General features: G+C 62.9%; 24 protein-coding genes. 6 read left to right on the plus strand and 18 right to left on the minus strand.

What is annotated here, in order from left to right:
* Positions 1-240 precede the first annotated feature (240 nt).
* Positions 241-1,251 (plus strand): GlxA family transcriptional regulator, encoded by a 1,011-nt coding sequence (locus PG5_RS07110; RefSeq protein ID WP_020796432.1) that lies wholly within the window; start codon positions 241-243, stop codon positions 1,249-1,251.
* 46 nt (positions 1,252-1,297) lie between these two features.
* On the opposite strand, the gene PG5_RS07115 is transcribed toward PG5_RS07110, so the two are convergent.
* The 7 genes from PG5_RS07115 to PG5_RS07145 all read right to left on the minus strand — a co-directional run bounded on the left by PG5_RS07115 (position 1,298) and on the right by PG5_RS07145 (position 9,431).
* Entirely contained in the window at positions 1,298-2,158 is an 861-nt protein-coding gene (locus tag PG5_RS07115; protein WP_020796433.1) for a CAP domain-containing protein, read from the minus strand.
* A gap of 296 nt (positions 2,159-2,454) precedes the next feature.
* A complete protein-coding gene (locus PG5_RS07120; protein WP_020796434.1) occupies positions 2,455-2,826 on the minus strand; it encodes a RidA family protein in 372 nt (123 codons plus the stop codon).
* A 28-nt stretch (positions 2,827-2,854) separates the two neighbouring features.
* Entirely contained in the window at positions 2,855-3,568 is a 714-nt protein-coding gene (locus tag PG5_RS07125) for a DUF3726 domain-containing protein (RefSeq protein ID WP_020796435.1), read from the minus strand.
* 1 nt (position 3,569) lies between these two features.
* The gene (locus PG5_RS07130) at positions 3,570-5,285 is read right to left on the minus strand and encodes a hypothetical protein (protein WP_020796436.1); all 1,716 of its coding nucleotides are present in this window, start codon (positions 5,283-5,285) and stop codon (positions 3,570-3,572) included.
* A gap of 23 nt (positions 5,286-5,308) precedes the next feature.
* Positions 5,309-6,862, minus strand: coding sequence for a BCCT family transporter (locus PG5_RS07135; RefSeq protein WP_020796437.1), 1,554 nt, complete (start codon positions 6,860-6,862; stop codon positions 5,309-5,311).
* A gap of 126 nt (positions 6,863-6,988) precedes the next feature.
* Positions 6,989-7,975 (minus strand): dipeptidase, encoded by a 987-nt coding sequence (locus tag PG5_RS07140; RefSeq protein ID WP_020796438.1) that lies wholly within the window; start codon positions 7,973-7,975, stop codon positions 6,989-6,991.
* 13 nt (positions 7,976-7,988) lie between these two features.
* Entirely contained in the window at positions 7,989-9,431 is a 1,443-nt protein-coding gene (locus tag PG5_RS07145) for an aldehyde dehydrogenase family protein (protein ID WP_020796439.1), read from the minus strand.
* A 91-nt stretch (positions 9,432-9,522) separates the two neighbouring features.
* Between PG5_RS07145 and PG5_RS07150 the strand changes: the two genes are divergently transcribed.
* Entirely contained in the window at positions 9,523-10,446 is a 924-nt protein-coding gene (locus PG5_RS07150; protein ID WP_020796440.1) for a LysR family transcriptional regulator, read from the plus strand.
* On the opposite strand, the gene PG5_RS07155 is transcribed toward PG5_RS07150, so the two are convergent.
* The 10 genes from PG5_RS07155 to PG5_RS07200 all read right to left on the minus strand — a co-directional run bounded on the left by PG5_RS07155 (position 10,409) and on the right by PG5_RS07200 (position 20,915).
* A complete protein-coding gene (locus PG5_RS07155) occupies positions 10,409-11,038 on the minus strand; it encodes a metalloregulator ArsR/SmtB family transcription factor (RefSeq protein ID WP_020796441.1) in 630 nt (209 codons plus the stop codon). The two genes, PG5_RS07150 and PG5_RS07155, sit on opposite strands and share 38 nt — an antisense overlap.
* 18 nt (positions 11,039-11,056) lie before the next feature.
* The gene (locus PG5_RS07160) at positions 11,057-11,692 is read right to left on the minus strand and encodes a hypothetical protein (protein WP_042955267.1); all 636 of its coding nucleotides are present in this window, start codon (positions 11,690-11,692) and stop codon (positions 11,057-11,059) included.
* Positions 11,693-12,010: 318 nt separating this feature from the next.
* The gene (locus PG5_RS07165; RefSeq protein ID WP_020796443.1) at positions 12,011-13,282 is read right to left on the minus strand and encodes an OprD family porin; all 1,272 of its coding nucleotides are present in this window, start codon (positions 13,280-13,282) and stop codon (positions 12,011-12,013) included.
* 70 nt (positions 13,283-13,352) lie between these two features.
* Positions 13,353-14,561 carry a 3-(3-hydroxy-phenyl)propionate transporter MhpT gene (gene mhpT, locus PG5_RS07170; RefSeq protein WP_020796444.1) on the minus strand — a complete coding sequence of 403 codons (1,209 nt, stop codon included), beginning with the start codon at positions 14,559-14,561 and terminating at the stop codon, positions 13,353-13,355.
* Between the two features lie 89 nt (positions 14,562-14,650).
* Complete coding sequence (dmpG, locus tag PG5_RS07175) at positions 14,651-15,661, minus strand: 4-hydroxy-2-oxovalerate aldolase (RefSeq protein ID WP_020796445.1); 1,011 nt, start codon at positions 15,659-15,661, stop codon at positions 14,651-14,653.
* A 10-nt stretch (positions 15,662-15,671) separates the two neighbouring features.
* Positions 15,672-16,607, minus strand: a complete 936-nt coding sequence (locus PG5_RS07180; RefSeq protein ID WP_020796446.1) for an acetaldehyde dehydrogenase (acetylating) — start codon at positions 16,605-16,607, stop codon at positions 15,672-15,674.
* Between the two features lie 12 nt (positions 16,608-16,619).
* Entirely contained in the window at positions 16,620-17,408 is a 789-nt protein-coding gene (mhpD, locus tag PG5_RS07185; protein ID WP_020796447.1) for a 2-keto-4-pentenoate hydratase, read from the minus strand.
* A gap of 14 nt (positions 17,409-17,422) precedes the next feature.
* On the minus strand, positions 17,423-18,286 hold the full coding sequence (locus PG5_RS07190; RefSeq protein WP_020796448.1) for an alpha/beta fold hydrolase: 864 nt from the start codon (positions 18,284-18,286) through the stop codon (positions 17,423-17,425).
* A 15-nt stretch (positions 18,287-18,301) separates the two neighbouring features.
* Positions 18,302-19,255 (minus strand): 3-carboxyethylcatechol 2,3-dioxygenase, encoded by a 954-nt coding sequence (mhpB, locus tag PG5_RS07195; RefSeq protein WP_020796449.1) that lies wholly within the window; start codon positions 19,253-19,255, stop codon positions 18,302-18,304.
* Position 19,256: 1 nt separating this feature from the next.
* Entirely contained in the window at positions 19,257-20,915 is a 1,659-nt protein-coding gene (locus PG5_RS07200; RefSeq protein WP_020796450.1) for a bifunctional 3-(3-hydroxy-phenyl)propionate/3-hydroxycinnamic acid hydroxylase, read from the minus strand.
* Between the two features lie 134 nt (positions 20,916-21,049).
* Between PG5_RS07200 and PG5_RS07205 the strand changes: the two genes are divergently transcribed.
* Positions 21,050-21,838: a DNA-binding transcriptional regulator gene (locus tag PG5_RS07205; RefSeq protein WP_020796451.1), complete on the plus strand. Its 789-nt coding sequence runs from the start codon at positions 21,050-21,052 to the stop codon at positions 21,836-21,838.
* A 198-nt stretch (positions 21,839-22,036) separates the two neighbouring features.
* Here the strand turns inward: PG5_RS07205 and PG5_RS07210 are convergent, their stop codons facing one another.
* Complete coding sequence (locus tag PG5_RS07210) at positions 22,037-22,825, minus strand: alpha/beta hydrolase (protein WP_020796452.1); 789 nt, start codon at positions 22,823-22,825, stop codon at positions 22,037-22,039.
* Between the two features lie 52 nt (positions 22,826-22,877).
* Here PG5_RS07210 and PG5_RS07215 point away from each other — a divergent pair, with 52 nt between their 5' ends.
* From PG5_RS07215 to PG5_RS07225, 3 genes are all read left to right on the plus strand, one after another.
* Positions 22,878-24,155: an NTP/NDP exchange transporter gene (locus tag PG5_RS07215; RefSeq protein WP_020796453.1), complete on the plus strand. Its 1,278-nt coding sequence runs from the start codon at positions 22,878-22,880 to the stop codon at positions 24,153-24,155.
* Positions 24,156-24,165: 10 nt separating this feature from the next.
* Positions 24,166-25,110 (plus strand): aldo/keto reductase, encoded by a 945-nt coding sequence (locus tag PG5_RS07220; protein WP_020796454.1) that lies wholly within the window; start codon positions 24,166-24,168, stop codon positions 25,108-25,110.
* 104 nt (positions 25,111-25,214) lie between these two features.
* On the plus strand, positions 25,215-25,868 hold the full coding sequence (locus tag PG5_RS07225) for a peroxiredoxin (RefSeq protein ID WP_020796455.1): 654 nt from the start codon (positions 25,215-25,217) through the stop codon (positions 25,866-25,868).
* Positions 25,869-26,037 lie beyond the last annotated feature (169 nt).

The raw sequence follows: 26,037 nt of genomic DNA on the forward strand, positions 1-26,037 counted from the left end.
GAATGCCGCCAGGGACGCTCCGCGTTCCGCTGACGACGCAGGACGTGAGCCATGCGCAATGCTGACGCGGAGCGTCACAGGATGCATTCCCACGCAGAGCGTGGGAACGATCACAACCCACTGTACTTGCTCATGGGGTGCAACTGGCGTAAACAGAGCGCGCATCGATAGCCGCCGCGAGAGACGGCTATCGATGCGGGAAATATCTCATCTTGATCAACACGAAAGGCGAGGCGAACGTTGGTAGAGCGACGTCAGTTCAGCGGTGCCATGAAGGGTAAAAACCTTCGCTACCTCAAAGACCATGAAGGCCAGTCCGTGCGGGCCCGGGCCGGCTTCCTGTTGCTGGAACATTTTTCCTTGCCGGCGTTCACCCAGGCGCTCGACACCATCGTCACCGCCAACCTGCTGCGACCCGAGCTGTTTTCGACGAAAACCTTCGGGTTGTCCGAAGGGGAAGTCGTCAGCGACCTGGGGTTGGTGATTCGACCCGATGCGCGCCTGGACCCGATCGAAATACAAGCGCTGGACCTGTTGGTTGTCTGTGGCGGCTACCGCACGGCCCTCAAGGCCGACGACGGTTTGACCGGCTTGTTGCGCGACGCGGCCGAACAGGGGGTTGCGCTGGCTGGCATCTGGAACGGCGCCTGGTTTCTCGGGCAAGCCGGATTGCTCGACGGCTATCGCTGCGCCATGCACCCGGAGCATCGTCCGGCGCTGGCGGAAATCGCCAGGCTCACCCAGGTCACCAGCGAAGCCTACGTGGTCGATCGCGACCGCCTGACGGCGTCCAGCCCAACGGGCAGTTTCTACATGGCGCTGGAGTGGATCAGGGGTTTGCATGACAAGGCGTTGACTGACGGTATCGAAGATATCCTGGCGTTTGAAGCGTCCCGTTACCGGCGCATCAAACCCACCTTGAATGTGTCCGTCAGTGGCCCGCTGAGGGAGGTGGTCAATCTGATGGACGCCAATCTGGAAGAGCCGCTGGAGATGGAGGCGCTCTGTCTTTATGCCGGTCGATCTCGCCGGCAGATCGAGCGTCTGTTCAAGGAGCAACTGGGCACGACACCCCAGCGCTACTACATGGATCTGCGTATCACCGAGGCACGTCGATTGCTGCAGCACACCACGTTGACCATCGTTGAAGTCTCGGTGGCCTGCGGTTTCGTATCACCGAGCCACTTCAGCAAGTGCTACAGCGCCTATTTCGGTTACCGGCCGTCTCGGGAAACCCGGCTGGTGAAGTAACCGCTTGCCGAAGTACCGGGCATCGCGATGATGCCCGGTGCAGCGGTCATTGCGCGCCGAACAGCATCGTCCAGTAAACGCCTTGATCACTGCGTGCGTCCGTCGCATAGGCGGCACCCACTTGCGTGAATATCGGGTTCATCAGGTTGGCACAATGCCCGGGGCTGGCCAGCCAGCCGGCCATGGCCTTGTTCGGTGAACCTTGGCCGGCGGCGATGTTTTCACCAATCTGTCGGCCACGGAAACCTGCGGCGCGCGCGCGGTCGGCGGGCATGTCGCCATCGGGGTCGCGGTGGGCGAAGTAATTGCCGTAGGCCATGGCTTTGCTGTGCCCTTGCGCCGCCGCGCCGAGGCTGGCATTCCAGGCCAAGGGCCGCGCGGCGGCAAAGCGCTGGCGACCGCACAGGCGCGGTTTGGCCCGGGCGGCATTGACCTGGGCGAGCAAGGTTTTGCCGACGCTGCGCGGATCGCTCATCCGACTGTCCAGCACAGGCCGCGCCAGCACCACTTGCCATTCACCGCGACTGCGACTGACGCCTATGTCGGCATACTGGTTATCCAGCAAGGCGGCGCAATGATCACTCTGCAGCATCTCAAAGGCCTCCTCGGCATCTTGGGCACCCACCACGCGAATGGAGCGCACCGCCACGGCCTGGTACCCGGAAGCTTTCAAGCGGTCGCGCAAGCCACCGCCGTAGCCGACCGGCAAGGCCAGGCTCGACTTCAGGGCCAGCGGCGACAAGCGTTGGGCGGGACGCCTTGCGCAATCTTCCGGATGGGCTCGGTAATCGTTGATGGCGTCCACCAATTGTCGCTCCGCACCGGCGTGGGCGGGGGTGGAAATCAGGGGCAGCGAGGTCAACAGGCACAGCGAAGTGAAGCGCAAGGCGAGGGCGGTTGGGCGCATGGTGCGGACAGCTCTGATGAGATGACAACGATGGGTAGGAGGAAAAAATGCCCGTCTAAGACTGGCGTCTTGGGACAAGGTTCAAGGCGGCGGGGAGGCGTTTTGCTTGCCGGATCGTGCACCCGACGAAGGGTATGGGGCGACTCTGTGGGAGCGAGCCTGCTCGCGATGGAGGAGCAAGCACCGCGGGGTGTCAGGCAGCCAGCGTTTTCGTTGACGACCATCGCGAGCAGGCTCGCTCCCACAGGGTTTTCATCAAACCCTAAGTGGCCGTTGCGGCAGCAATTGGTGGGCCGTCAGAGACAGGCGTACACCACCAGTTCCACCAACATCTCCTCCCGAGCCAACCCGGCCACGACAATGGCTGCCCGGTTGGGGTAGGGCGCCTGGAAATACTCGCCATAGATCGCGTTCACCGTCGCCAGGTAGCTACGGTCGGTGACGTAGATCAGCACCTGGGTAACCGCGTCCAGGTCGCTGCCGGCGGCTTGCAGGGTATGGCGCAGATTGTCCAGGCTCTGCCGGGTTTGCGCTTCGATGCCGCCGCTGACGACCTGGCCTTCGCGGTCGATGGGGATCTGTGCGGTGTACAGCGTGCCGTTGCCGACCACCGCCCATTCCAGTGGCGCGCGCGAGGCGAAAAGGTCAGTCTTGATCGCGTGTTTCATTGATTGATTCCTGGAACATTGCAAGGTTTTATCGGGCATCGCTGCTTTCGCCAGCACCGCGCCGACGCGACTCCTCGGTGCTTTCCACCAGCACCCGTTCGCCCAGTTTTTTCAGTTGGGTCCAGACGTCATCGTCGACGACCAGCCCCTCTGCGGGCTGCGGGTAGGTGGCAGGCAGGGCATCCTCGGCACTGAGTCGCGGCAGCAGCGCGAAGTGCCTGGAGATCAGCACATTGATGCTTTGTTCGTCGCTCTGCGCCGGTTGGGGCAGGTCATACACCCGCAGGGTCGGGCGGGTTTGCCCGGCGCTGAACGTGGCAACCATTTCCTGGCGTGCATCACGCCAGTACACGCAAAAATTCAGCGCCTCCGGGGCACAGCGCGCCAGGTAGCCGAGCAGCAGGATGCGGTTATGGCAATGGCGAATGCGGATCAACGCACTGCCGCCGCGCAACGCCTTGCCGACACCCAGCTCCACCGCCTGGGCGGCGCAGCGCAAGACACTTTGGCCGTGGGCATCGAGGGTCAACTGCGCGGCATCTTCGTAGCAGGTTTCGATCGGGCGATCGACTTCGTCGTGGAGAAAGGCCAAGGCCTTTTTCAACGCGCCGATGCCATCGAGGCCTTGCAGTTGCAGGCGCGCGATCATCTCGGCGGCGTCTTCGCAGTCACCGGGGGCGAAGCCGATACCCTCGAAGGCCTTGCGGCAGATCACCTGGATTTCATTGAGCGAGACGCGCATATCAGTGTTCTCCGGCAGCGGTGGGCAGTGTCGGCATCACGGCGAAATTCCAGTCATCGGCGAAAGGCTGGCCAATCTCACTGACCAGTGGCGCACCCTGGAACAAGGTGATGCGCACCCAGCGGCTGGACTTGGGGTCGAACTTGCCAGCGCCGAAGAACGCCAGTTTGCAACGCAGCAAGTGGATCGGCAGCATGTTGCGTTCCATCAGGTTGGCGCGGATTTCCCCGAAGGCGCAACGGGCCATGCCCTGCAGCCGGCATACGGTGCCTTTGAACGACGGCTGGGCGAGCAGGAAATGCGCGGTCAATTGCTGCGGATGGCGTTCGCGGTAGGCCAGCAAGGCACGGTGGCAACGCTGGAGGTTGTGGGCGATGCCCAACTGCATTTCCTTTTCCGCGCCAGGCTCCATGGCCCGTTCGCCCAGGCGTGGCTCTTCCTTTTCCGCCGAGCGATACCAGAAGAAGTGGTTGGCCTCGGCCCCTTCAAGGTCGTAGTCGAGCGCCCAGCGGTAGTGGGTCTCGATCAGGTTGCACAGCGCGTCCAGCGGCATCTCGGCGTTCAGGCGAAAGCCCTCGTTGACCGACATCTGCTCGGCCAGCGGATCGACCTGTTCGGGGTACAGCTCCAGCAGCAGGCTGACCAGCAGTTCCTGGCAGCCAAAGCCGGTGTTCAGCTCAACCCAGTCTTGCAGCCGTGACCACAGTTCGGCGCTGACGGGCTGACAGGCGAACCACTCGCTCAAGCGGTCGAGATCGGCCAGGGTCTGCCGATCGATCGCGCTTTGCCGTTGATCCTCGGTACTGGTTTGTTGCAGGTGTTGCCGAGCCCGCTGCAGCAGTGCCTGGAAACGCTGCGCGCGGGGCACGTCGGCCGGTTGAGCCACCACCTTCGCCAGTGCGGTTTCACGGGCACACACCCACTGATTGACCAGTTGTGGGTGATTGATCAGGAAGGGCGCCATGCCCAGCCCCGTGGAGTTGCCAACCCCCAGGTAGCGTTGCAGCTCGATGTCCAGCCCGACCGCCCGTTGCGGATTGCGCGCCCGGGCCATGTGCTCGATCTGCTCGATGCTGAAATGCCGCAGCAGGTACACGGTGAACATCTGCGCGCTGAACGGTTGGGTGAAGTCGGCATTGCCTTGCAGGCAACTGAAGTCGGCGATGCCGAACTTGCCGTTGCCGTACACGGCGGTGGTGCGATACAGGTAGCCGACCTCGGCCAATTGCCGTGGGTCTGGCTGGCAACCTTCCGCCAGCGCCCCGAGGAAGCGCTCGAAGTTGCGCAGGCTGCGGTTGGCCCGTGACAGCACCAGCACCCGCGCATCGAAACGCCCGGCTTCCTGCAACGGCACGTTGCGCCGCAAGTCGGCCAGTTGCGGCTCGTCGACATCGCCGGCCAACAGCACGAAGCTGACGTCCCACTGATCGGCAATGACCCGGTCACTGCGTTTTTCCGGCGGCAGGTACATCGAGAAAATCACGCAGTGATAGTGGGCACTGGCGGTGTCGATCCGATAGATCGCCGTGCCGAAGCCCTCGGCGTCAAGATCGAAGCGAGTGCGCTCGATACGCCATTGCTCGTTCATCATCTTGCGCATGCTGCTGCGCACGAAACTCAGGCGGCTCTGGAAGTGACTGCCCAGCCGTTCCAGGTCCATGACCCGGGCGGCGGGGCGCAAGGCCGAAGAGGTGTCTGTGTCGGTGTGCGACATCATTGCGATTCCTGGACTGTTCATTATCAGACTGCCTGTTCACGAGCCATCTGCCGGGCGATGCGCAGTGCATCCCAGAGCGACGGCAGGATCAGCAGCGAAACCGGTACGGCAGTGATGACGATAAAGGATTGCAGCGCCGTGACCCCACCCGAGCCGATGGTGATCAGCACCACGGCGGCCAGGCCCATGCCGATCGCCCAGAAGGCGCGCAGCCATGCCTTGGGCTTGTCATTCGCGGACATCGCCATCGCCACGGTGAAGGCCATGGCATCGCCATTGGTGGCTACCGAGATGAAGCTCAGGAACAGGAACAGCGCCGAGATCAGCCCGCCCAAGGGCAGGTTCTGGGTCACGCCCAGCAGCAGGTCTTCCGGTTGCGCGCCGTGGGCGGTGACGATGCCCGGGTTCTGCAATTCCATGCCGATGCCGGCGCCACCGACAATGGTGAACCAGAACATGGTCACCAGCGGGGCGATGATCGACAGGGTCATGATCACTTCGCGGATGGTCCGGCCCCGGGAGATCTTCGCCACGTAGAGCGCCACCATCGGCGCGTAACCGATGAACCAGCCCCAGTAGAACACCGTCCACCAGTCGAGCCATTTCGGGTCGGCACGGAACAGGGTCATCGGGATGAACTGTTCAATGTGCAAGGCGAACGCCGTGGGGAAACCGCCTAGGATGAACGCAGTGGGCCCCAGCAGTACCATGAACACCGCCAGGCCAATCATCAGCCAGACGTTGATCCCGCTGACGAAGCGGATTCCCTCGAGCCCGACCAGGCAGGAGATGGTGTACATCACCGTGACCAGCACGATGGTGATGGACTGCACCATCAGGTCGTTGGGAATGCCCCACACCGAGTGCAACGCGCTGCTGATCTGCAGGCCGAGGAAACCGATCGGGCCGATGGTGCCGGCGACCACGGCGATAATCGACGTGGCGTCGGCCAGGGTACCAATCGGCCCCTTGAGTGCACGTTCACCGAACAGTGGATAGAGCAAGGTTCGCGGTGCCAGTGGCAAGCCTTTGTCGTAGTGCAAGTGCATCAGCACAATGGCCAGCAAGCTGCCCAAAACCGCCCAAGCGAGGAAGCCCCAGTGCACGAACGATTGCGCGAGCGCGGTGTGGCCTGCCGCTTCGGTATGCGGTTGCATGCCCGCGAACAGCGGTGGCGGACTGGCGAAGTGCATCATCGGTTCCGCCGCCGCCCAGAAGGCACCCCCACCGGCGAGCAGGGCGCACATGATCACGGCGATCCAGTTGAAAGTACTGGTATCGGGACGTCGGTCGACGCCGCCGAGCCGTACGCGCCCGCACTTGCTGAAGCAGATGAACAGGCTCATGGCGAAGGTCGCCAGCATCAGGATCTGCCAGTACAAGCCAAAGAACTTCGTTGACCAGGCGAACAACGTGTTCACCAGTAGCGACACACCGTCGATGTCGACCAGGGCTGCGATCAGGAAGGCGCCGAGGAAGCCGCCACTGATCAGGAACAGTGGCCAGTCGATGTTTGTTTTCGGCGGCGCAAGGTCCAGTGGCTGGACGTCGCCCTGCAGGGTGTCGGATGTTTTCATGATGCCTCCAAAATACGCGCCTGGGGCTGTGCACCGCCGCTTTGGGGGATGAACGGGAGGCTATTGTTATTATTTTTCATGCTGTGCTGTCCTCACGGTGTGAAACCAGGGTCAGTGGATCAAGGGTCAGTTTTTTGCAGGTGTCGCGCTTTCCAGCAGGCGCAACCAGTTGAGTCCCATGATGTTGCGTACCTCGTCCTCGGCGAACCCACGGTCGCGCAGGCCCTGGGCGATGACCGGGAAATCCCGGCTGTCGCGGAACCATTGCAGCGGTGATGGCCAGTGGGCGTTGTCCTTGGAGCCTTCGCCGTAGTCCTTGTCTTTGCTCCAGCGCCCGTTGCGCATCCATTCGAGCACTTGCAAAGGTTGCTGCTGGCACAGGTCGGTGCCGATGCCGATATGCTCCACGCCCATCAGTTCGGCCGTGCTGGCGACCATGTCGCAGAACGATTCCAGGCTGCAGCCCGAGGCTCCCTTGAGGTGGAACGGGTAAGTGCTGAAGCCGAGCAGGCCGCCAGACTCGGCAATCGCGCGCAGCACGGCGTCGGACTTGTTGCGTTTGGCGGCGTGGAAGCTCGACGGGTTGGCGTGGGAGACGATCACCGGCCGGCTCGACAGCTCAATGGCTTCAAGGGTGCTGCGCTCGGCGCTGTGGGACATATCAATGAGCATGCCGACGCGGTTCATCTCGGCGATGACCTGGCGACCAAAGCGGCTGATGCCGTTGTCTTCGTTCTCATAACAGCCGCTGGCCAGCAGGCTCTGGTTGTTATAGGTCAGCTGCATGATCAACACGCCGAGCTGGCGGAAGACTTCGACCAGGCTGATGTCGTCTTCGATGGGCGAGCAGTTCTGGAACCCGAAGAAAATCCCGACGCGGCCTTCCTGGTGGGCCAGGCGGATGTCCGAGGCCTCCCGCACCGGGCGAATCAGCTGCGGCCAGGTTTCGAAACGGCGGTTCCACTCGCCGATGCGCGACAGGGTCTCCCGGGCGTTCTCGTGGTAGGCGATGGTGGCGTGTACTGCGCTCAGGCCACCTTCCTGCATCTGGCGGAAGATGTCTTCGCTCCAGTTGGAATATTGCAGGCCATCGATCATCAATAAATCGTGCATGGTGATCTCCCGTTCAAGGTCGCACGTAGGTGGTCTTGACCACGGTGTAGAACTCGCGGGCGTATTGCCCTTGCTCGCGCGGACCGAAGCTCGAGTTTTTGCGGCCACCGAACGGCACGTGGTAATCGGTGCCGGCGGTGGGCAGGTTGACCATCACGCAACCGGTGCGGGCGCGGCGCTTGAAGTCACTGGCATAACGCAGCGATTGGGTGATGATCCCGGCGGTCAGGCCGTACTCGGTGTCGTTCAACACGGCCAGGGCTTGCTCGTAGTCGCTCACCCGGATCACGCAGGCAATCGGTCCGAACACTTCTTCACGGTTGATGCGCATCTGGTTGGTGGTGTGGGTGAACAGCGCGGGGCGCATGTAGTGCCCGGCTGGTTCCAGGGCGAGCAATTCGCCGCCTTCGACCAGGGTCGCGCCGTCTGCCTTGGCCAGCTGCAGGTAATCAAGGTTCTGTTGCAGTTGGCGAGCTTCGGCAACGGGGCCAATCTGTGTTCCTTGTTCAAGGGCATGGCCGACTTTCAGCTGGCGCATGCGCGCGACCAGCGCCTCGACGAACCGGTCATGGATGCCATCGCAAACGATCAGGCGCGAGGAGGCGGTGCACTTTTGCCCGGTGCCGAAAAAGGCACCGTTCAAGGCGCATTCGACGGCGATGTCCAGGTCGGCATCGTCGAGCACCACCAGGGCGTTCTTGCTGCCCATCTCCAGTTGGCAGCGCACCAGGTTGCCGGCGGTCGCAACCGCGACGCGGCGACCGGTCTGCAGGGAACCGGTGAACGTCAGCGCATCGATATCGGCCGACTGGATCAGGCTTTCACCGACCACGCTGCCGCTGCCCATCACCAGGTTAAAAGTGCCTGCGGGCAAGGGCTGGCGGCTGATGATCTCGGTCAGGGCCCAGGCGCTGGCAGGCACCAGGTTGGCCGGCTTGAACACCACGGCGTTACCGAAGGCCAGGGCCGGGGCGATCTTCCACGCGGCGGTGGCCATCGGGAAATTCCACGGGGTGATGATGCCGACCACGCCTACCGGTTCGCGCTGGACGTCGATCTCGATCCCGGGGCGTACCGAGGCTGCCGTCTCGCCCATCTGGCGCAACACTTCGGCGGCGTAGTAGTGGAAGAATTGCGCGCTGCGATGGACCTCACCGATGCCCTCGGCCAGCGGCTTGCCCTCTTCGCGCGAGAGCAGTTCGCCGAGCTCTAGCTTGCGCGACATCAGCTCGTCGCCGATGGCCATCAGGATTTGCTGGCGTTGTTCCAGGCCGGTGGCGGCCCATTGCGGCTGGGCGTCACGGGCAGCCGCGATGGCGTCCTGGGTCTGTTCGGTGCTGGCCTGGTGGTAGTGCCCGATCAGGTCTTCGACGTCCGAAGGGCTGTGGTTGGCGACAAGGCCCTGGCCTTCACACCAGTTGCCGCCAATGTAGTTTTTGCAGGGTTGCAGTGCCATGGGAACCTCCGATTGCGTTGGTCCCATCTTGAGAGTATTACTCTGCAAATAAAAATTAATAATAAATATGAAACGATAAGGAAAACTAACCGTGCTACCCGAGCTGAAGATCACTCAATTGCGTTATTTCGTGCTCGTCGCCCAGCTCAAAAGCTTCCACGGCGCGGCGCGGCAGGCGTATCGCACGCAACCGGCGTTGTCGTTGGCCGTGCGCGAGCTCGAACAGAAGCTCGGCCAGCCACTGTTCGAGAAGGGCGGTAAAACCGAGCTGACGCCATTCGGCGCGCACTGTCTGCCGCTGTTCCAGGATTTGCTCGCCCATCACGATCGCATCGCCCGGGAAGTGAGCCTGCTGGCGCGGCACGAAATAGGCCAGGTGAGCATTGCCACGGTGCCGTCGGTCGCCAGCCGCCTGTTGCCGCACCTGCTCGCGCGGTTTGTGAGCGAGCACCCGAAAATGCAGATCAGCATCCAGGACGGCACCGCCGACAGCGTGCAGCAGTTGTTGGTCCAGGGGCAGGTGGACTTTGCCATCAGCAGCGTGTGGGTGGCGGATGACAACATCGAGTTCGTGCCGATCCTCAGTGACCGGGTAGGGGTGGTCTGTCGGCATGATCATCCGTTGGTGGCCAACGGCGCGGCGCTGCATTGGTCCAGCCTGCAAGCGTACCCGTTGGTGCGCAATGGCACCTCGCGCCTGCTGGCGGGAACCGAGGCGGAAAGCTTGCTCGACAACAGCCTGCTGTTCGTCTCCAACATGATTTCGCTGATCGCGATGCTCGAAGAAGGCATCGGCATCACCACGCTGCCGTCCCTGGCGTTTCCCAAGGGCAATGAACAGCTGGTGTTTCTGCCATTGGCCGAGCCCCGGGTGGAGCGCCAGATCGGCATCCTGTGCCGCAAGGGTCATAGCCTGTCGCCGGCAGCGGCCGAGTTGAGGGGGTTCCTGCGGGCGCAGATGCAGATGCCCGGGCAGGTCAGTGATGGGTCGGTGGTTCCGTCGGCCGTAGTTTGAAACGACAGACATTACCGCCGCGCACCATGCATTCGGTGTGCTCGACTTCAGCGCCGCCCAGCGCCCCGATCAACGCCAGGTCCAGTTCACAAACGACCGGGTGCGCGGCGGCGAGACGGTGGAACACGCAGTTGTGGGCGACGATTTCCTGATCGCCGGATGAGCGAAAAAACACCTCGGCTTCATAGCCCGCCTGATTCATGTGCTGCACGATCTTCGCTTCATCGACCACCTGCTGTTCGCGGTCCAGGGCCAGCTTGCGACCCAGGTTGCGCATCAGCGTCGCCAGCGCCTCGGGGCCGATGATGTCGGCCACTTCATCGATCAGCGCGCTGGCGAGCAGTTGATACTGGCGCGGGAACTGTTCCCTGGCGTGGTCGGTGAGTTGATACAGCTGCTCAGGACGACGCCCCGTCGGCCGGGTTTCGCCGCGCGCCACCAGACCATCCCGCTCCAGCGCCGCCAGGTGTTGGCGAATCGCCGTGCGCGTGACGGCCAGGTGCTCGGCCAACTCGTCGATGCTCATGCCGCCGGCTTGATGCAGCAGCGCGTTGAGCAGGTCCTGCTGGGTTCGACCCAGTCCTTGCAGCATGGTGTACCTCGCGCCGTGTCAGAACTTGTCGGGGAATTGCTTGACCAGCGCGGCGGTCAGTGCGTCCGCCAGCGCCAATATATGCGTGCGCATCATCGACCAGGTACGTGCTTCGCCGGCGTAATCGTGTGCGGCGAATTCATCGATCTGGGCGACGTGATGGCCGCCATGGGCCGACAGCAGATTCACCAGCGTCGCTTCCGGCAGGTTCGGGTTGGCGCTGGCCAGGAACGCCGCTATCGCCTTGGCATTGCTGGTCAACTCGGCAACGGCGGCCTGTTTGCCTTTGCTGTCCTTGGCCACCGTGGCATCGCTGTAGTGTTTCACCGCGCCCCAGTGACCGGCAAGCAACTTGAGCAGTTGGTCGGCGGCCGGTTGGCCATAGAGCGGCGCGATGCTGTTGGCGATTTTAGTCGCGTTGTCGACCACCTGGTCCGCCGCCACTTTTGCCTGCTGGCGGTCGGCGGCCTGGTTGGCGAGCGCGTAGTTCCTGATCCAGAAGATGTGCTCCACCCAAAGGTCGCGCAAGGCCTGGCGCGTTGTCAGCGCGGCGCTATCGGCGGTTGGAGCAGGCGCGGGAGCGGGCGCGGTCTGGCTCCAGGCCGGTGGCGCGCAGAAAACCAGGAGGATCAATGCAAGTGTCTTGATATTCATGACGGCAGCCTCTGAATGGGATGGATCGACAATATCAATTAAAGCATATAAATATGTTTTTATTGGATATCGCCGAAACTCCGGATCAGCGGTCATGCTTTTCCGTCAGGTTTTTGTACCGATCGCTTAATTTGTGAATGACATAAATCCTGTGGGAGCGGGCTTGCTCGCGAAAGCGGTGTGTCAGGCGACAGCAAGGCTGAATGTGCCGCCCTCTTCATCGGAGCGCCGCCCGGAGCAAGCCCGCTCCCACAGAGGATCTGCTTCGTGCCGGGTTTTTGAGTTCATCGGGGATTAAATGTGGGAGCAAGCCAACGCCTAAAACAGCTTCCACGTGTAGTCGATGTTCACCCGCAGTTCATTGTCATCGCGGTGGCTGGCCTGCGCGGCAAAGTCGTTGCGATACCAGGCGTTGCGCACGCGCACGGCCAGGCCCTTGAGCGGGGTGCCCTGCAACACATAGGACAGTTCGATATCCTTTTCACTTTCCGTCAGGTCCGAGCCGCCCAACTTGGGCAACTCGATGTTGTCGCCGCGCACGTAGCGCAACACACCATTGAGGCCCGGCAGGCCCATGCCCACGAAGTTGTAGTCGTAGCGCACCTGCCAACTGCGCTCCTTGGGGTTGAGGAACTCCGAGCTCAAGGTGCCTTCGGTGATGACCAACGGCTCGGTGCCGAACAGGTAGGGCATGGCGGTCTTGCCGGTCAGTTGCATGTAGCCAGCGCCGAATTTATGCGCCCCCAGGCTGTACGTCAGCATCAAGGCAGCGTTGCGGTTGTCCACCGGGCCGGCCTTGGCGGCGCCATCTTCACCGGTGACGAACAGGCGCACGTCGGTTTTCAGGCTGCCGGGCCCCATCGGGCGATTATCGACCAGACCATAGAAATCCTTGCGGTACAGGCCAGCGAGTTCGGCATGGTAGTACTTGAGGGTCAGTTGCGGCGACCAGGCGTAGTCGCCGCCAAGGAAGGTGAAGCGGTCTGATTCGGCAGCGCCATTGAAGCGCCCGTTGGGTGAGGCTACCGACATCTTCTGGTAGTCGGTGGAATCGCGCAGGTTGATGCGATCCAGCCAGCCGGCGTGCACGGTCAGGTCGTCTATTTCCCGGGACTTGAGATAGGCGCCACGGAATGTCTGCGGCAGCAGCCGGGTAGGGCTGGCGAAGGCGATCGGCAGGAAGGTGCTGATGGTGCCCAGTTGCAACTCGCTATTGGAAGCCCTGGCCTTGGCGGTCAGGCCCAGCTCCGAGTACTCGCTGGCAGGTGTACGGGTGGTGGGATCGAAGGGCAGCAAGCCGGTACCGGTGCGGTCCGGTGCAGAGTCCAGGCGCACGCCCAAAAGTCCCTGGGCGTCAAGGCCGAACCCGACTGGCCCTTGGGTGTAGCCCGAACGCAGGTTGAGGATGAAACCTTGTGCCCATTCGCGAGCGGCCGCCTGGGGCGTGGCGTTCACGTAATTGCGGTCGAAGTAAAAGTTGCGCACAACCAGATCGGCGTGGCTGTCGTCGACAAAACCCGCGGCGCAAGCCTGGCCAACGGACAAAACGCAGGCGCAAGCGCTGAGCGCCTTTCGAGAGTTACTGAGCATGGCAGGGTTCACTTTTATTGTTGTTGGAGTGCCCGCGCCGTCGCGACGCGGGGAATTGCGTTGAGCGGTATCAGTCGGCTTGAGCGCCGTTGCGTCGTACCGACAGGTAAAACATCGCCAATGCCGCGATGACGATCCCCGGCGCCGAAGCCATCATCACGCCGGCGGTGCCGGTACCCAGTGCGAGCATTTTGCCGGCCACCAAGGGGCCGCTCATGGCACCCAAACGGCCGATGGCAACGGCGCTGCCGACGCCAGTGGCGCGTACCGATGGACGATAGAAATGCGGTGCCAGGGCATACAGCACGCATTGCCCGCCAGTGGCGAAAAAGCCGGCGACGAAACCGGCCAGCAACATGCTTTGCAATTGGCTGGCCATGCCCAGTGCAGTCAGTGAGGCGAGCAGGCCGACATAGATCAACGCGGACAGCGCCCAGGCCGGCAGCCGGTCCATCACCCAGCCGAGCGACAGGGTGCCGGCTGCCGCGCCGAACTGCAGCGCCAGCATCACCCAGCTCGCCTGGGCACCACTGAAGCCTTGGCCAATCAACAGGCTGGGCAGCCAGTTGATCAGGATGTAGACCACCATGAGCGTAAAGAAATAGCTGACCCAGATCATCGCGGTCGGCAGCGCCGCGCCTTCCCGGAACAGGCCGCGGACTACTCCGCGTGGAGCGGTGTCCTGTGCTCGCCCAAGAAACTGCGCCGACTCCGGCAGGTAAAGTCCAAGCAGCGGCACGATCAATAGGGGCACCACGCCACCGACGTAGAACACCACCTGCCAGCCGCCGGCCAGGTCGGCGATACCGATGCTGGCCGCCATTGCCGCACCCAGCGGTACGCCACAGTACATCAGGCTCACGGCAGTGCCGCGCAGGCGTGGCCCCGCCACTTCGCTGCTCAAGGCGATCAGGTTGGGCAGGGCGGCACCCAGGCCCACGCCGGTCAGGCACCGGGCGATCAGCAAACTGTTGAAGTCCCAAGCCATGGCTGTGAGCAACGAAAACAGCCCGAACAGGGCTACCGAGGCCATCAGCACGCGTTTGCGCCCGATGCGATCGGCCAGCAGGCCGCCGAAGAAGGCACCGGGCAGCAGACCGAAGATCCCGGCGCTGAAGACCCAGCCCATGTGCAGTTTGTCCAGTTGGAAGGCTGCCGCCATGCCTTGGGCGGCGATTCCCGAGGCTTGCAGGTCGAGGCCTTCCATCAAGGCGACGAGGAAGCACAGACCGATGGTCCGCGCCAGGTAGAGCGGGGTTGTCACGTTCAGCGATGTCATGGGGATGTACCCGTTTTATTGTTGTTATGGCAAACAGAGGGTCGACCTTGTAGGAGCGAGCCTGCTCGCTCCTACAGGGTTGTGTGACGTCAGCGCTTGAGCAGGTCCAGCGCGACGTCGACGATCATGTCTTCCTGGCCGCCGACCATGCGCCGCTTGCCCAACTCGACGAGGATGTCGAGGGTCTTCAGGCCATATTTGGCAGCGGCGATTTCGGCGTGGCGCAGGAAGCTCGAATAGACGCCCGCGTATCCCAACGCCAGGGTCTCGCGGTCGACCCGCACCGCACGGTCCTGCAGCGGGCGGACGATGTCGTCGGCGGCGTCCATCAGCGTGTACAGGTCGGTGCCGTGGTTCCAGCCCAGGCGCTCGGCGGCGGCGATGAACACTTCCAGCGGCGCGTTGCCGGCACCGGCACCCATGCCCGCGAGGCTGGCGTCGATGCGGTCGCAACCTTCCTCGACCGCGGTGATCGAGTTGGCCACGCCCAGCGACAGGTTGTGATGGGCGTGCATGCCAGTCTCGGTTTCCGGCTTGAGCACCGCCTTGAACGCGCGGAATCGCTCGCGCACATCCTGCATGTTCATCGCACCGCCGGAGTCGGCCATGTACACGCAGGTCGCGCCGTAGCTTTCCATCAGCTTGGCCTGGACGGCCAACTGCTCGGCCGGGATCATGTGGCTCATCATCAGGAAACCGACGGTGTCCATGCCCAGCTCGCGGGCGTATTCGATGTGCTGTTTCGACACGTCGGCCTCGGTGCAATGGGTGGCGATGCGCACCACCCGGGCCCCGGCGTTGTAGGCGGCCTTGAGGTCATGCACGGTGCCGATCCCGGGCAACAGCAAGGTGGTGATCTTGGCGTGGCTGATGACATCGGCGGCGGCTTCGATCCACTCCAGGTCGGTGTGCGCGGCAAAGCCATAGTTGAAGCTCGAGCCTTGCAGGCCGTCGCCGTGAGCGACTTCGATCGAATCGACGCGGGCCTTGTCCAGTGCGCGGGCGATGTCCTGCACATTCTGCAGCGAATACTGGTGACGCACCGCGTGGCTGCCATCGCGCAGGGTCACGTCGGAGATGTAGAGTTTCTTGCCGTTCATGAAAGGCTCCTCAGGCGTTGAGCATCGACTGCGCCATGCGCTCGGCGGTGGCCAAGGCTGCGGAGGTCATGATGTCGAGGTTGCCGGCGTAGGCTGGCAGGTAATGGGCGGCGCCTTCGACTTCGAGGAACACCGAGGTCTTCAGGCCGGAGAATTGGCCCAGGCCGGGGATGTGCAGCGGCGCGTCTTGCGGGATCACGTCGAACTGCACTTTTTGCTTCAGGCGATAACCTGGCACATAGGCCTGCACGGCGGCGGCCATCTCGACGATCGAGGCCTCGACCAGCGCCGGGTCCGCCGCCTCGGACAACACGAACACCGTGTCGCGCATCATCAGCGGCGGTTCGGCCGGGTTCATCACGATGATCGCCTTGCCCTTGCTCGCACCACCGATCACTTCGATCGCCTTGGAGGTGGTTTCGGTAAATTCGTCGATGTTGGCGCGGGTGCCGGGGCCGGCGGACTTGCTGGCGATCGAGGCGACGATTTCTGCGTAGTGCACCTTGGCCACCCGCGACACCGCCGCGACCATGGGGATCGTCGCCTGGCCTCCGCAGGTGACCATGTTGACGTTGAGCTGACTGAGGTTCTGCTCCAGGTTGACCACCGGCACGCAGTACGGGCCGATGGCCGCCGGCGTTAGGTCGATCAGGCGGATGCCGGGTTTGATCGAACGCAGGAACGCGTCGTTCTTCACATGGGCACCAGCGGACGTGGCGTCGAAGACGAAGTCGATGTCCTTGAACACGTCCATGCGGGTCAGGCCTTCGACGCCTTCGTGGGTGACGGCCACGCCCATGCGCTGGGCCCGGGCCAGGCCGTCGGAGGCCGGATCGATGCCGACCATCACCGCCATTTCCAGGTGTTGGGCGTTGCGCAGGATCTTGATCATCAGGTCGGTGCCGATGTTGCCGGAGCCGACGATGGCGACTTTGAGTTTTTTCATGGTTGTTGCCCCTTATGCAAAGTCGACCGCGACACGACCGATACCCTCGATCTCGGCTTCAAAACGGTCGCCGGCAGCGACCGCGACCATCGGCCCGAGTGCGCCGGTCAGAATGATGTCGCCGGCCCGTAGCGGATCGCCCAGGCTTGCCATGGTGCGAGCCAGCCACACGGCGGCGTTGAGGGGATGACCGAGGCATTCGGCGCCGCTGCCGCTGGAGACTTCTTCGCCGTTGCGGGTCATGCGCATGCTGGCCTCGCGCAAGTCCAGACCATCGAGGCGACGGACCGGGCCGCCGAGCACGAAGCAGCCGCTGGAGGCATTGTCGGCCACGGTGTCGACGAAGCGGATGTTCCAGCCCTGGACCCGGCTGCCGACGATTTCCAATGCCGGGACGACCCAACCGGTAGCCGCCATCACGTCGGCAAACGTGGTGTCGGCACGGGGAAGATCGTGCTGCAGGATCAGCGCGATTTCGGCTTCGATCTTCGGTTGCAACACGCGGCCCATCGGTACGGTTTCGTTATCGCCGTAGCACATGTCCGCGAACAGGGTGCCGAAGTCCGGCTGATCGACGCCAAGTTGCGCCTGGACCTTGGGATTGGTCAGGCCGATCTTGCGCCCGACCACGCGCCGGCCGCTGGCCACGCCGTGCGCAACATTGAGGCGCTGGATGGTGTAGGCCGCCTCGGCATTCTCTTCACCGATCTGTTCGCGCAGTGGCGCAATGGCTTCGTGGCGGGTTTCAGCCTGGCGCAGGTCGGCGGCGAGCTGTTCCAGGGTGTCTTGAATTGGGTTCATGTCGACCTCGGTGATCAGTGGGTCAGGAAGTCCAGGACCAGGCGGTTGAACGTCTCGGCGTGTTCCCACTGGGCCCAGTGGCCGCAGCGGTTAAACACATGCAATTGCGCGTCGGGCAGGCCGGCCAGCAGGCGCAGGCCGGTGTCCATAGGCACGAAGCGATCTTCACGACCCCAGACCAGCAGGGTTTGCGCCTTGATTTCATGCAGGCGGTGGCTGAAGTCCGGGAACTGCTTGGGATTGAGGGTGCTGCTCTTGACGAAATTCTCCAGGTGATCGCGCCGGGCGAGGAGGTTGTCGAGACGAGTCTGGAACAAATCGTCGGAGATGCTGCTGGCGTCGAAGACGAACACGTTCATCATCTTCTTCAGGTTTTCGATAGTCGGGTCGCGGTACAGCGCGCCGATCAACTTGATGCCTTCTGTCGGCTGTGGAACGAAGGCGCTCGGGCCGCCGGTACCACCGCCCATCAGCACCAGTTTGCCGATGCGCTCAGGGTTGGCGAGGGCGAATGCCACGGCACTATGGCCGCCCATGGAGTTGCCGAGGATGTGCACGCGGTCCAGGTCGAGTACGTCGAGCAGGCCTTTGAGCGCACGGGCATTGAGGTCCGAGCGCGAGCCGTCGCAAACGATCGGATCGCTCTTGCTCCAGCCTGGGCAGTCCATGAGGATCACGCGGTAGCCGGCGTTCACCAAGGGGTCGATGTTGCGGTGGAAGTTGGCCCAACCGCTGGCTCCGGGGCCTGAGCCATGGAGCATGACCACGGTTTCAGCACCCTGGCCGACGTCGTTGTAATGCAGTTGCAGATCCAGGTCGCCTTCCTTGATACGGGCAAAGCGACTGGTGGAGGTTTCGGTGAACGCAGTGGCAGTCATGACAGTTCCTTGGATTCAGTAGTTGTTGTTCAGCGGCTGGGCGCCAAGGGCGGCAAAGCCTGCAATCCATTCGGGAATCGGGCGGTAGTAGCGACCTTCGGTGCGATACGGGCCAAACGCGGACAGCGCGGCAAAGGCGGCGACCCAGGTCTTCACTTCATGGGTGGATTTGCCGGCCAGGGCCGACAACTGGTCATTGCCCAGGGCATCTAGGTCACTGACTCGACCCTGCTCGAGGGTGTCGAGAAATTCCTGATCCCATGTCGGGTTGAGCGGGTGCAGGCTGTGTGGGTCCTGGACGAAGTCCCGGGCGGCTTGAATGACCCGGTTCTGCCGCGCCTGGCGTTCATCGACTGGCAACTGACGACCGCTGCCCATCAGGCGATCGGCCATGCGCGCATCGACCTTGGCCAGTTCCGGCACCGGTGGCTGGTGGGACAAGCCACCGGAGGCGAGGAACAACACGCGCTTGTCCAGCGACTTCGCCCACTGGCCGATGGCTTCCCCGAGCAGCCGGGCGCGCTTGAAACCGGGCAGGGGCACGGCGACGCAATTGATGAACACCGGAATCACCGGGCAGCCCTGCAAGCCGCCGAGCAACAGCTCCAGGGGCTGGGCGAATGCGTGGTCGACCTGCATGCGGTAGGACACGGCGATGTCGACGCCAGCATCCAGGACCGATTGGGCGCAGGCTTCGGCGAGCGCCTTGGGCACGTCCAGGGGACCGGCGGCCGTGTCGAAATCGCCAATGGCATCGGCCGCCATGCCGATGCAGAACGCCGGCATCACATCGTAGAAAAAGCCGTTGTAGTGGTCCGGCCCGAACAGCACGATCAGTTGCGGGGCAAAGCGGGCGATGCGCTCGCGGGCCTCGGCGGTCATCGCGTCGACTTCGGCCAGCACCTGCGGCGTCGGGTCGACGTGGCCCACCAGCGGGGTGTGCGACAGGCAGTGCAGATAAGCGCTCATCTCAAGCCACCTGGCTGGCGACGGTCGTCGCGGGCGTTTGCGGCAGTGCCTTGAGCGCCAGGGTCAATTGATCGCAGGCCTGGCCAACGGTTTGCGGAATGGCCAGCCCGGCGAGGAACCGGTCCGGGCGTACCAGGGCGATGGACGCCGACCCACTGGCGAACCATTCCTTGAGACGACCGGTGCTGTCGCCGACGCGGATCACGCCCGGGCTCACATCACTGGCGGCCTTTAGCTGGACGTCTGGCAACACCTGGATAAACCGCGTGCCCAAGGCGCTCCATTGCTCGACTTGCGCGCGGCTCATGCCCCAGATCGGATCGCAACCCCAGGCAATGATCGCGAAGTTGCTACCGATCACTTCATCGAGCAACAGGGTGTCGCCCGCTTCAGTCAGCACTCGCGGCTGGATGAACATCTTGCCCACGGCAGAGGACTTGTCGTTGGGGGCGATCAAGGCGCCACGGGTGTATTGCGGCATTGGCTTGAAGCGCATCTCCAGGAAGTAGCGCTTGACCGGTGGCACGTAATTGAGCAGCCAGGACACGCCATCGCGCAGGGTGCCTTGCCAGCGCTTGGGCGGCGCCAGGACATGGCCGGCGAGCACGGACAGGTCGATCATGGCCTTGGCGTGGTCGCGGCGCTCCTGTTCGTAGCTGTCGAGCAGGCTGTCGGCGGCCAGGCCCTTGATCACCAGCGACAGCTTCCACGCCAGGTTCGAGGCGTCGCGCATGCCGCTGTTGTAACCCTGGCCCTGCCACACCGGCATGATGTGCGCGGCGTCGCCGGCCAACAGCACCCGGCCCTGGCGGAATCGACCGGCCAGGCGCGCGTTGTGGGTATAGACGCGGCTGCGAATCAGCTCGATGCGGTCGGGGTCGGGCAGTACTTTGGCGAGCAACTTGCGCATGTTCTCGGGCTTGCTCAACTCGGCTTCGGTTTCGCCGGGCATGACCATGAATTCGAAACGACGCACACCGTGGGGCAGGGCGGCTGACACATAGGGCCGCACCGGGTCGCAGCACAGGTAAACGTGTGGCGTGGCCAGCGGGTCGTTGGCGATGTCGACGACGATCCACTGGTTGGGCGCGGTCTTGCCTTCGAAGCTGATGTCCAGGCTGCGTCGCACCAGGCTGTTGCCGCCGTCGCAGCCGATCAGGTAACGGGCATGCAGGCGTTCATCGCGACCGTTCTGGTCCTTGAGGTCGAGCACCACGGCGCTGTCGTTTTGCGCAAAGCTTTGCAGTTCGCGGCTGAACAGCACCTTGACGTTTTTAAAGCGCTGCAAGCCTTCGTACAGCACCCGGTCGGCCAGGGGCTGAATGAACGCGTTGCGCCGCGACCAACCGAACTCGTCGGTCCGGGGCTGGATGTCGGCAAAGCAGCGACCCTTTGGCGTGAGGAAGCGCATGGCGTGCCAGGGGGTGGTGTGCGGCAGAACGTTTTCGGCCAGGCCGACTGCCTGGAAGGTGCGCAGGCTTTCGTCATCCAGGCCAATGGCACGGGGATAATCGATCAGGCGGTCGAGCTTTTCCACCAGGGTGACGTTCACGCCGCATTGGCCCAGGTAGTTGGCGATCATCAATCCGACCGGGCCGGCGCCGACGATGGCGACGTCAGTGCTCAGTTCCAGCGTGGAGGGCGAGGGTGCAGGACTCATGGGTATCTCCATACAGCGCTTTTGGATTTCTTGTTGGGCGCAGTATGTGAATCGCGGTACTGGTGGACAACGACAACCCTTGTTAGTGTGCACTGGGTGCACATCGTTGATTTACAACAAAAAAGGAAAGATCAATGAGCGAGACCGAATACAAGTCCGTGCGGGGATTGATGCGTGGCCTGGCCCTGATCAACAGCTTGAATCGCTTCGACGGCGGGGCCAGCACCGCACAACTGGCCGAGCGCAGCGGGCTGCATCGGACCACGGTCCGACGGCTGCTGGAAACCTTGCAGGCCGAGGGTTATGTGCGGCGCAGCGAGTCGGATGACAGCTATCGCCTGACCCTCAAAGTGCGCGAATTGAGTGAGGGATTTCGCGATGAACAATGGATTTCTTCGATCGCCGCGCCGTTGCTCGGCGAACTGCTGCAAGAGGTGGTTTGGCCGACGGACCTGTGTACGCTGGATGGCGACGCCATGGTCATTCGCGAAACCACTCATCGCTTCAGCCGCCTTTCGTTCCATCGCTCCATGGTCGGCCGGCGCCTGCCATTGTTGATGACCGCCACCGGGCGTGCCTACTTTGCGTTCTGCCCGCCTGCCGAACGCGAAGAGTTGATCGAGTTGATGATCAGCCGCGACGACGAACAGTCGCCGCTGGCTGCCGATCGCCGTTTTGTCGACCGGTTGGTACAGCACACCGTCGCCAAGGGGTATGGCGAAAACAACTCGCATTGGGGGCAGGAGCGCAAGATTGCGGCCATTGCGATACCCATCACCTTTGAGGCGAGGCTGATGGGGTGTCTGAATCTGGTCTACATTGCCAAAGCGATGTCCGTCGAGGAAGCGGCCCGACGTTACCTGCCGGCGATGCAAGGCGTGGTGCAGAAGATCCAGAGCCAGTTGGTCGGTTCATCTGACTGAACGCTATGGGGGCGTAATCGTTGTTCTATGCAACGTTTTCCAGATGATCGCGGTAAAACCCAACTTTAAGATCAATAAGGATGTTTCTCATGAAAGCCAGGGCGGGCAGCCTTGCTCCTACAAGGGGTCTTACAGCTACACCGCGGCGTCTGGTTCGCGGGCAAGCCTCGCTCCTACGGGCGAAGAACGATGACGCGATTACAAGCCATCCCTCAGCGCCTTGAGGTATTCGGGGCTATTACCGATCGAGTTGTGCCCGGTGCCTGCAATCACCTGCAGCGTCGCCACGCCCGGGCGGAAATGGCTGTAGAGGCGCCGGGTGCTTGCGCCTGGAATCACCTCGTCGTGCTCAGCGGCGATCAGGCGCGTCGGCACAGTGATGTGCTCGGCGTAGCGCCAGGATTCGAATTTATCCTTGAGCAGCCACCGCACCGGCAGCCAGCGGAACTGGCGCTCAGCCAATTCCTCCAGGCTGTTGTACGGCGTGATCAGCAGCAGTTTCGCCACCGGCCGATAACTGGCCAGGCGCACCGCGACCCCCGAGCCCAGGCTGCGTCCGACCACCGCCACCTGCGGGTGGTCGGCGTAGACCTTGTCGAACAAGCTCATGGCATCGCGAGCAATCGTTTCTTCGGACGGTGAACCGCTGCTGCCACCGTATCCACGGTAATGCAGCAGGTACAGGGCATGCTCGGGAAAGGCCCGGTCGAACTCCGGCAGGCTGCGCGAGACGTCCTCGGCATTGCCACCGAAATAAATCAGCGCCTTGGGCCCGGCATGCGACCGCACCGACACCAGCACCTGCGCCTCGTCCACGGGCAACGTCAGCAGTGTCTCGGGCGAGTCGACGGCGCGGGGCTGCGGGTAGTAGATCAGTGCGCGCTGAAACGCGAACAGGGCCGCGCAGAGCGCCAGGTACAGCACAGCGGCGATGACGACGAGTAACACCAGGGTACGAGACATTCGGCTAACGTTAGTGGGCAACATTGACGGCTCCGGGGTGCTGTCAGAGTGTAGCTGGCGGTAAAGGAGGGCACCGATGCCCATGGCGCTCAAGTGGCTCAACGTGTTGCCTGCAGAAAGAGCGGCCCTGGCCTTGGGTTTTGCGTTCCATTTCTGCGTGCTTGCCAGTTATTACCTGGTACGACCGTTGCGCGATGCCTTGGGTCTTGAGGGCGGTGTCGAGAAGTTGCAGTGGCTGTTCACCGCCACCTTCGTGGTGATGCTGCTGATGGTGCCGGTGTTTGGCACGCTGGCGTCGCGGTTGCCGGCCACGCGCTTCGTACCCTTGATTTACCGGGTGATTGCCGTGTCGATGCTGGTGTTTGGCCTGTTGATCGGCAACCACGTCGCGCCGGTGACGGTCGGGCGGGTGTTCTTTGTCTGGATCAGCCTCTACAACCTGTTCATCGTCTCGATTTTCTGGAGTGTGCTAGTCGACCGTTTCTCCAACGAGCAGGGGCGACGGCTGTTCGGCTGCATCGCGGCCGGCGGCACCCTGGGCACCTTTATCGGGCCCTTGCTGGCGGCGACCATGGCCACTCGTTTGGGCCCGCTGGCGTTGACCGTCGGCGCGGCGCTGCTGCTGGAACTGGCGGTGCATTGCTATCGGGGGCTGCTGGCGAGGACGCAATCGCAGCAGGCCAACCGGATATTGGACGAACGGCGCCTGGGGGGCAGCATGCTCGCCGGGATCACGCTGATCCTGCACTCGCCTTATCTCTTGGGGTTGGTGGCCTTCATGCTTCTGCACACCAGCGCCGCGACTTTGTTGTATTTCGAGCAGGGACGGATCGTCGCTGGCAGCTACGCTGATGTAGGCAGCAGGACGCAATTTTTCGCCGTGGTCGATTTGCTGGTGTCGGCGCTGACCCTGGTCTGTCAGTTGCTGCTGACGGCGCCGTTGATTCGTCTGGTGGGCATAGGTGGCGCGTTGCTGGCGCTGCCCCTGGCGACAGTCGTGGCGTTTTGCGCCATGGCACTGGCACCGGTGCCAGCCAGCGTGGCACTGGCCCAGGGACTGCGCCGCGCGGTGGAGTTCGGCGTGGTCCGGCCGGCGCGTGAGGTGCTGTGGACGGTGGTCAGCCGTGAAGAGAAATACAAGGCCAAGAATGTGATCGAAACCCTGGTCTATCGTGGCGGTGACGCTGCCAGTGGTTGGTTGTCGGCCGGTTTGACGGCCCTGGGCGCAGGGTTCGGCCTGGTCGCGCTGGCGGTCGTGCCGGTGGCGGGAGTGTGGGGCGGGTTGTGCCTGTGGCTGGCCAGGCGCCAGGCGCGAATGGCCGAAGCTGGACCACAGGAGCCGGGCCACCGGTGAGGGAATCGTCATGAGCCATGCGCAAGGTTTGACCCGCAGGCAAATACTCACGGTGGCTGCCGCCGCTTCGGCGGTCTTCACGCTCGGCCCGAGCGGTGCGCAAACCTCGCCAGCGGCGGGAACAGGAGGCAAGACCATGATGACCCGCGTCATTCCTTCCAGCAAAGAGCCATTGCCCGCTGTCGGCCTTGGCACCTATCGCGGCTTCGATGTGGCGCCTTCGGATCCTGCGTACCGCAGCTTGCCAGCCGTGCTTGACGCGTTGTTTGAAAAGGGCGGCAAGGTCATCGACAGTTCGCCGATGTACGGTCGCGCCGAGCAGACCACCGGCGAGCTGCTGTCGATTCACGAGCCACGATCGCCAGCGTTCCTGGCGACCAAGGTGTGGACCCGTGGCCGCGAGGATGGCATTGCGCAGATGGAGCAATCGTTCAAGCTGCTGCAGACCGACCGCATCGACCTGATGCAGATCCACAATCTGCTGGACTGGCAAACCCACCTGCCGACCCTGCGCCAGTGGAAGGAAGAAGGACGCATTCGCTACATCGGCATCACCCATTACACCGCGTCGGCCTATGACGAAGTGGAGGCCGTGCTCAAGGCTGAGCCGCTGGACTTCCTGCAGATCAACTACGCGCTGGATGATCGCGGCGTCGAAAAACGCCTCCTGCCACTGTGTCGCGACCGCGGTGTCGCGGTGATCTGCAACCGGCCGTTCGGCGGCGGTGGATTGATCGCGCGGTTGCAGGGCAAACCGTTGCCCGGCTGGGCCGCGCAAGTCGGGATCAAGAGTTGGCCACCTTTGGCACTCAAGTTCCTGTTGTCGCATTCGGCGGTGACCTGCGTCATCCCCGGCACTGGCAACCCGCGCTACATGACGGAAAACGCCAGCGCCGGTTTCGGCCCGATGCTTACCGATGCGCAGCGTCATCAGTTGATCGCTTTGCTGGATTGACGCCAGGGAAGGTTTTGAAAAGCGTGTTCCTGACTACACTGATTGAGGTCCGAAAAACCTGAGCATGCAAGACATCCCCGACCATTACACCAAGGAGATCGAACATGACTATCCGCATTGGAGATGAGGCACCGGATTTCACCGCCGACAGTACCGAGGGGCCGATCCACTTCCACGAATGGATCGGCGACAAATGGGCCATCCTGTTCTCGCACCCCAAGGACTTCACGCCGGTCTGCACCACCGAGCTTGGCTATATGGCCCGGCTGAAGCCCGAGTTCGACAAACGCAACACCAAGATCGTCGGCTTGAGCATCGACCCGGTCAGCGACCACCGCGCCTGGGTCGGCGACATCGAGGAAACCCAGGGCCATGCGGTGAACTATCCGATGATCGGTGACGACAACCTGGTGGTGGCCAAGCTCTACGACATGATTCACCCCAATGCCAGCGGCGGCCAGCGCACCGCCGTGGACAACGCCACGGTGCGTTCGGTGTTCATCATCGGCCCGGACAAGAAGGTCAAGGCGATGCTGATCTACCCGATGAGCGCCGGGCGTAATTTCGACGAAGTGCTGCGCCTGCTCGACTCACTGCAACTGAACGCCAAGCACACCGTCGCCACGCCTGTGAACTGGCGTCCGGGCGAAGACGTGATCATTCCGACGTCGGTTTCCGATGAGGATGCGAGGAAGAAGTATCCGGATGGCTTCAAGACCCTGAAACCGTATTTGCGCGTGGTGCCGCAACCCAAGTAGGCCCTGGTGGGTGACCTGTACACCGCTCCTGCGGGGACGGTGTGCAGGGGAATGCTGTTCGATTTGATCGTTCCCACGCTCTGCGTGGGAATGCCGCCAGGGACGCTCTGCGTTCCACTGACGACGCGTTAATTGAGCCGTGCGCAGCAGTGATGCGGGGCGTCACAGG

Origin of the sequence: Pseudomonas sp. G5(2012) (assembly GCF_000408945.1) — a bacterium.
In the GTDB taxonomy this organism is placed as follows: domain Bacteria; phylum Pseudomonadota; class Gammaproteobacteria; order Pseudomonadales; family Pseudomonadaceae; genus Aquipseudomonas; species Aquipseudomonas umsongensis.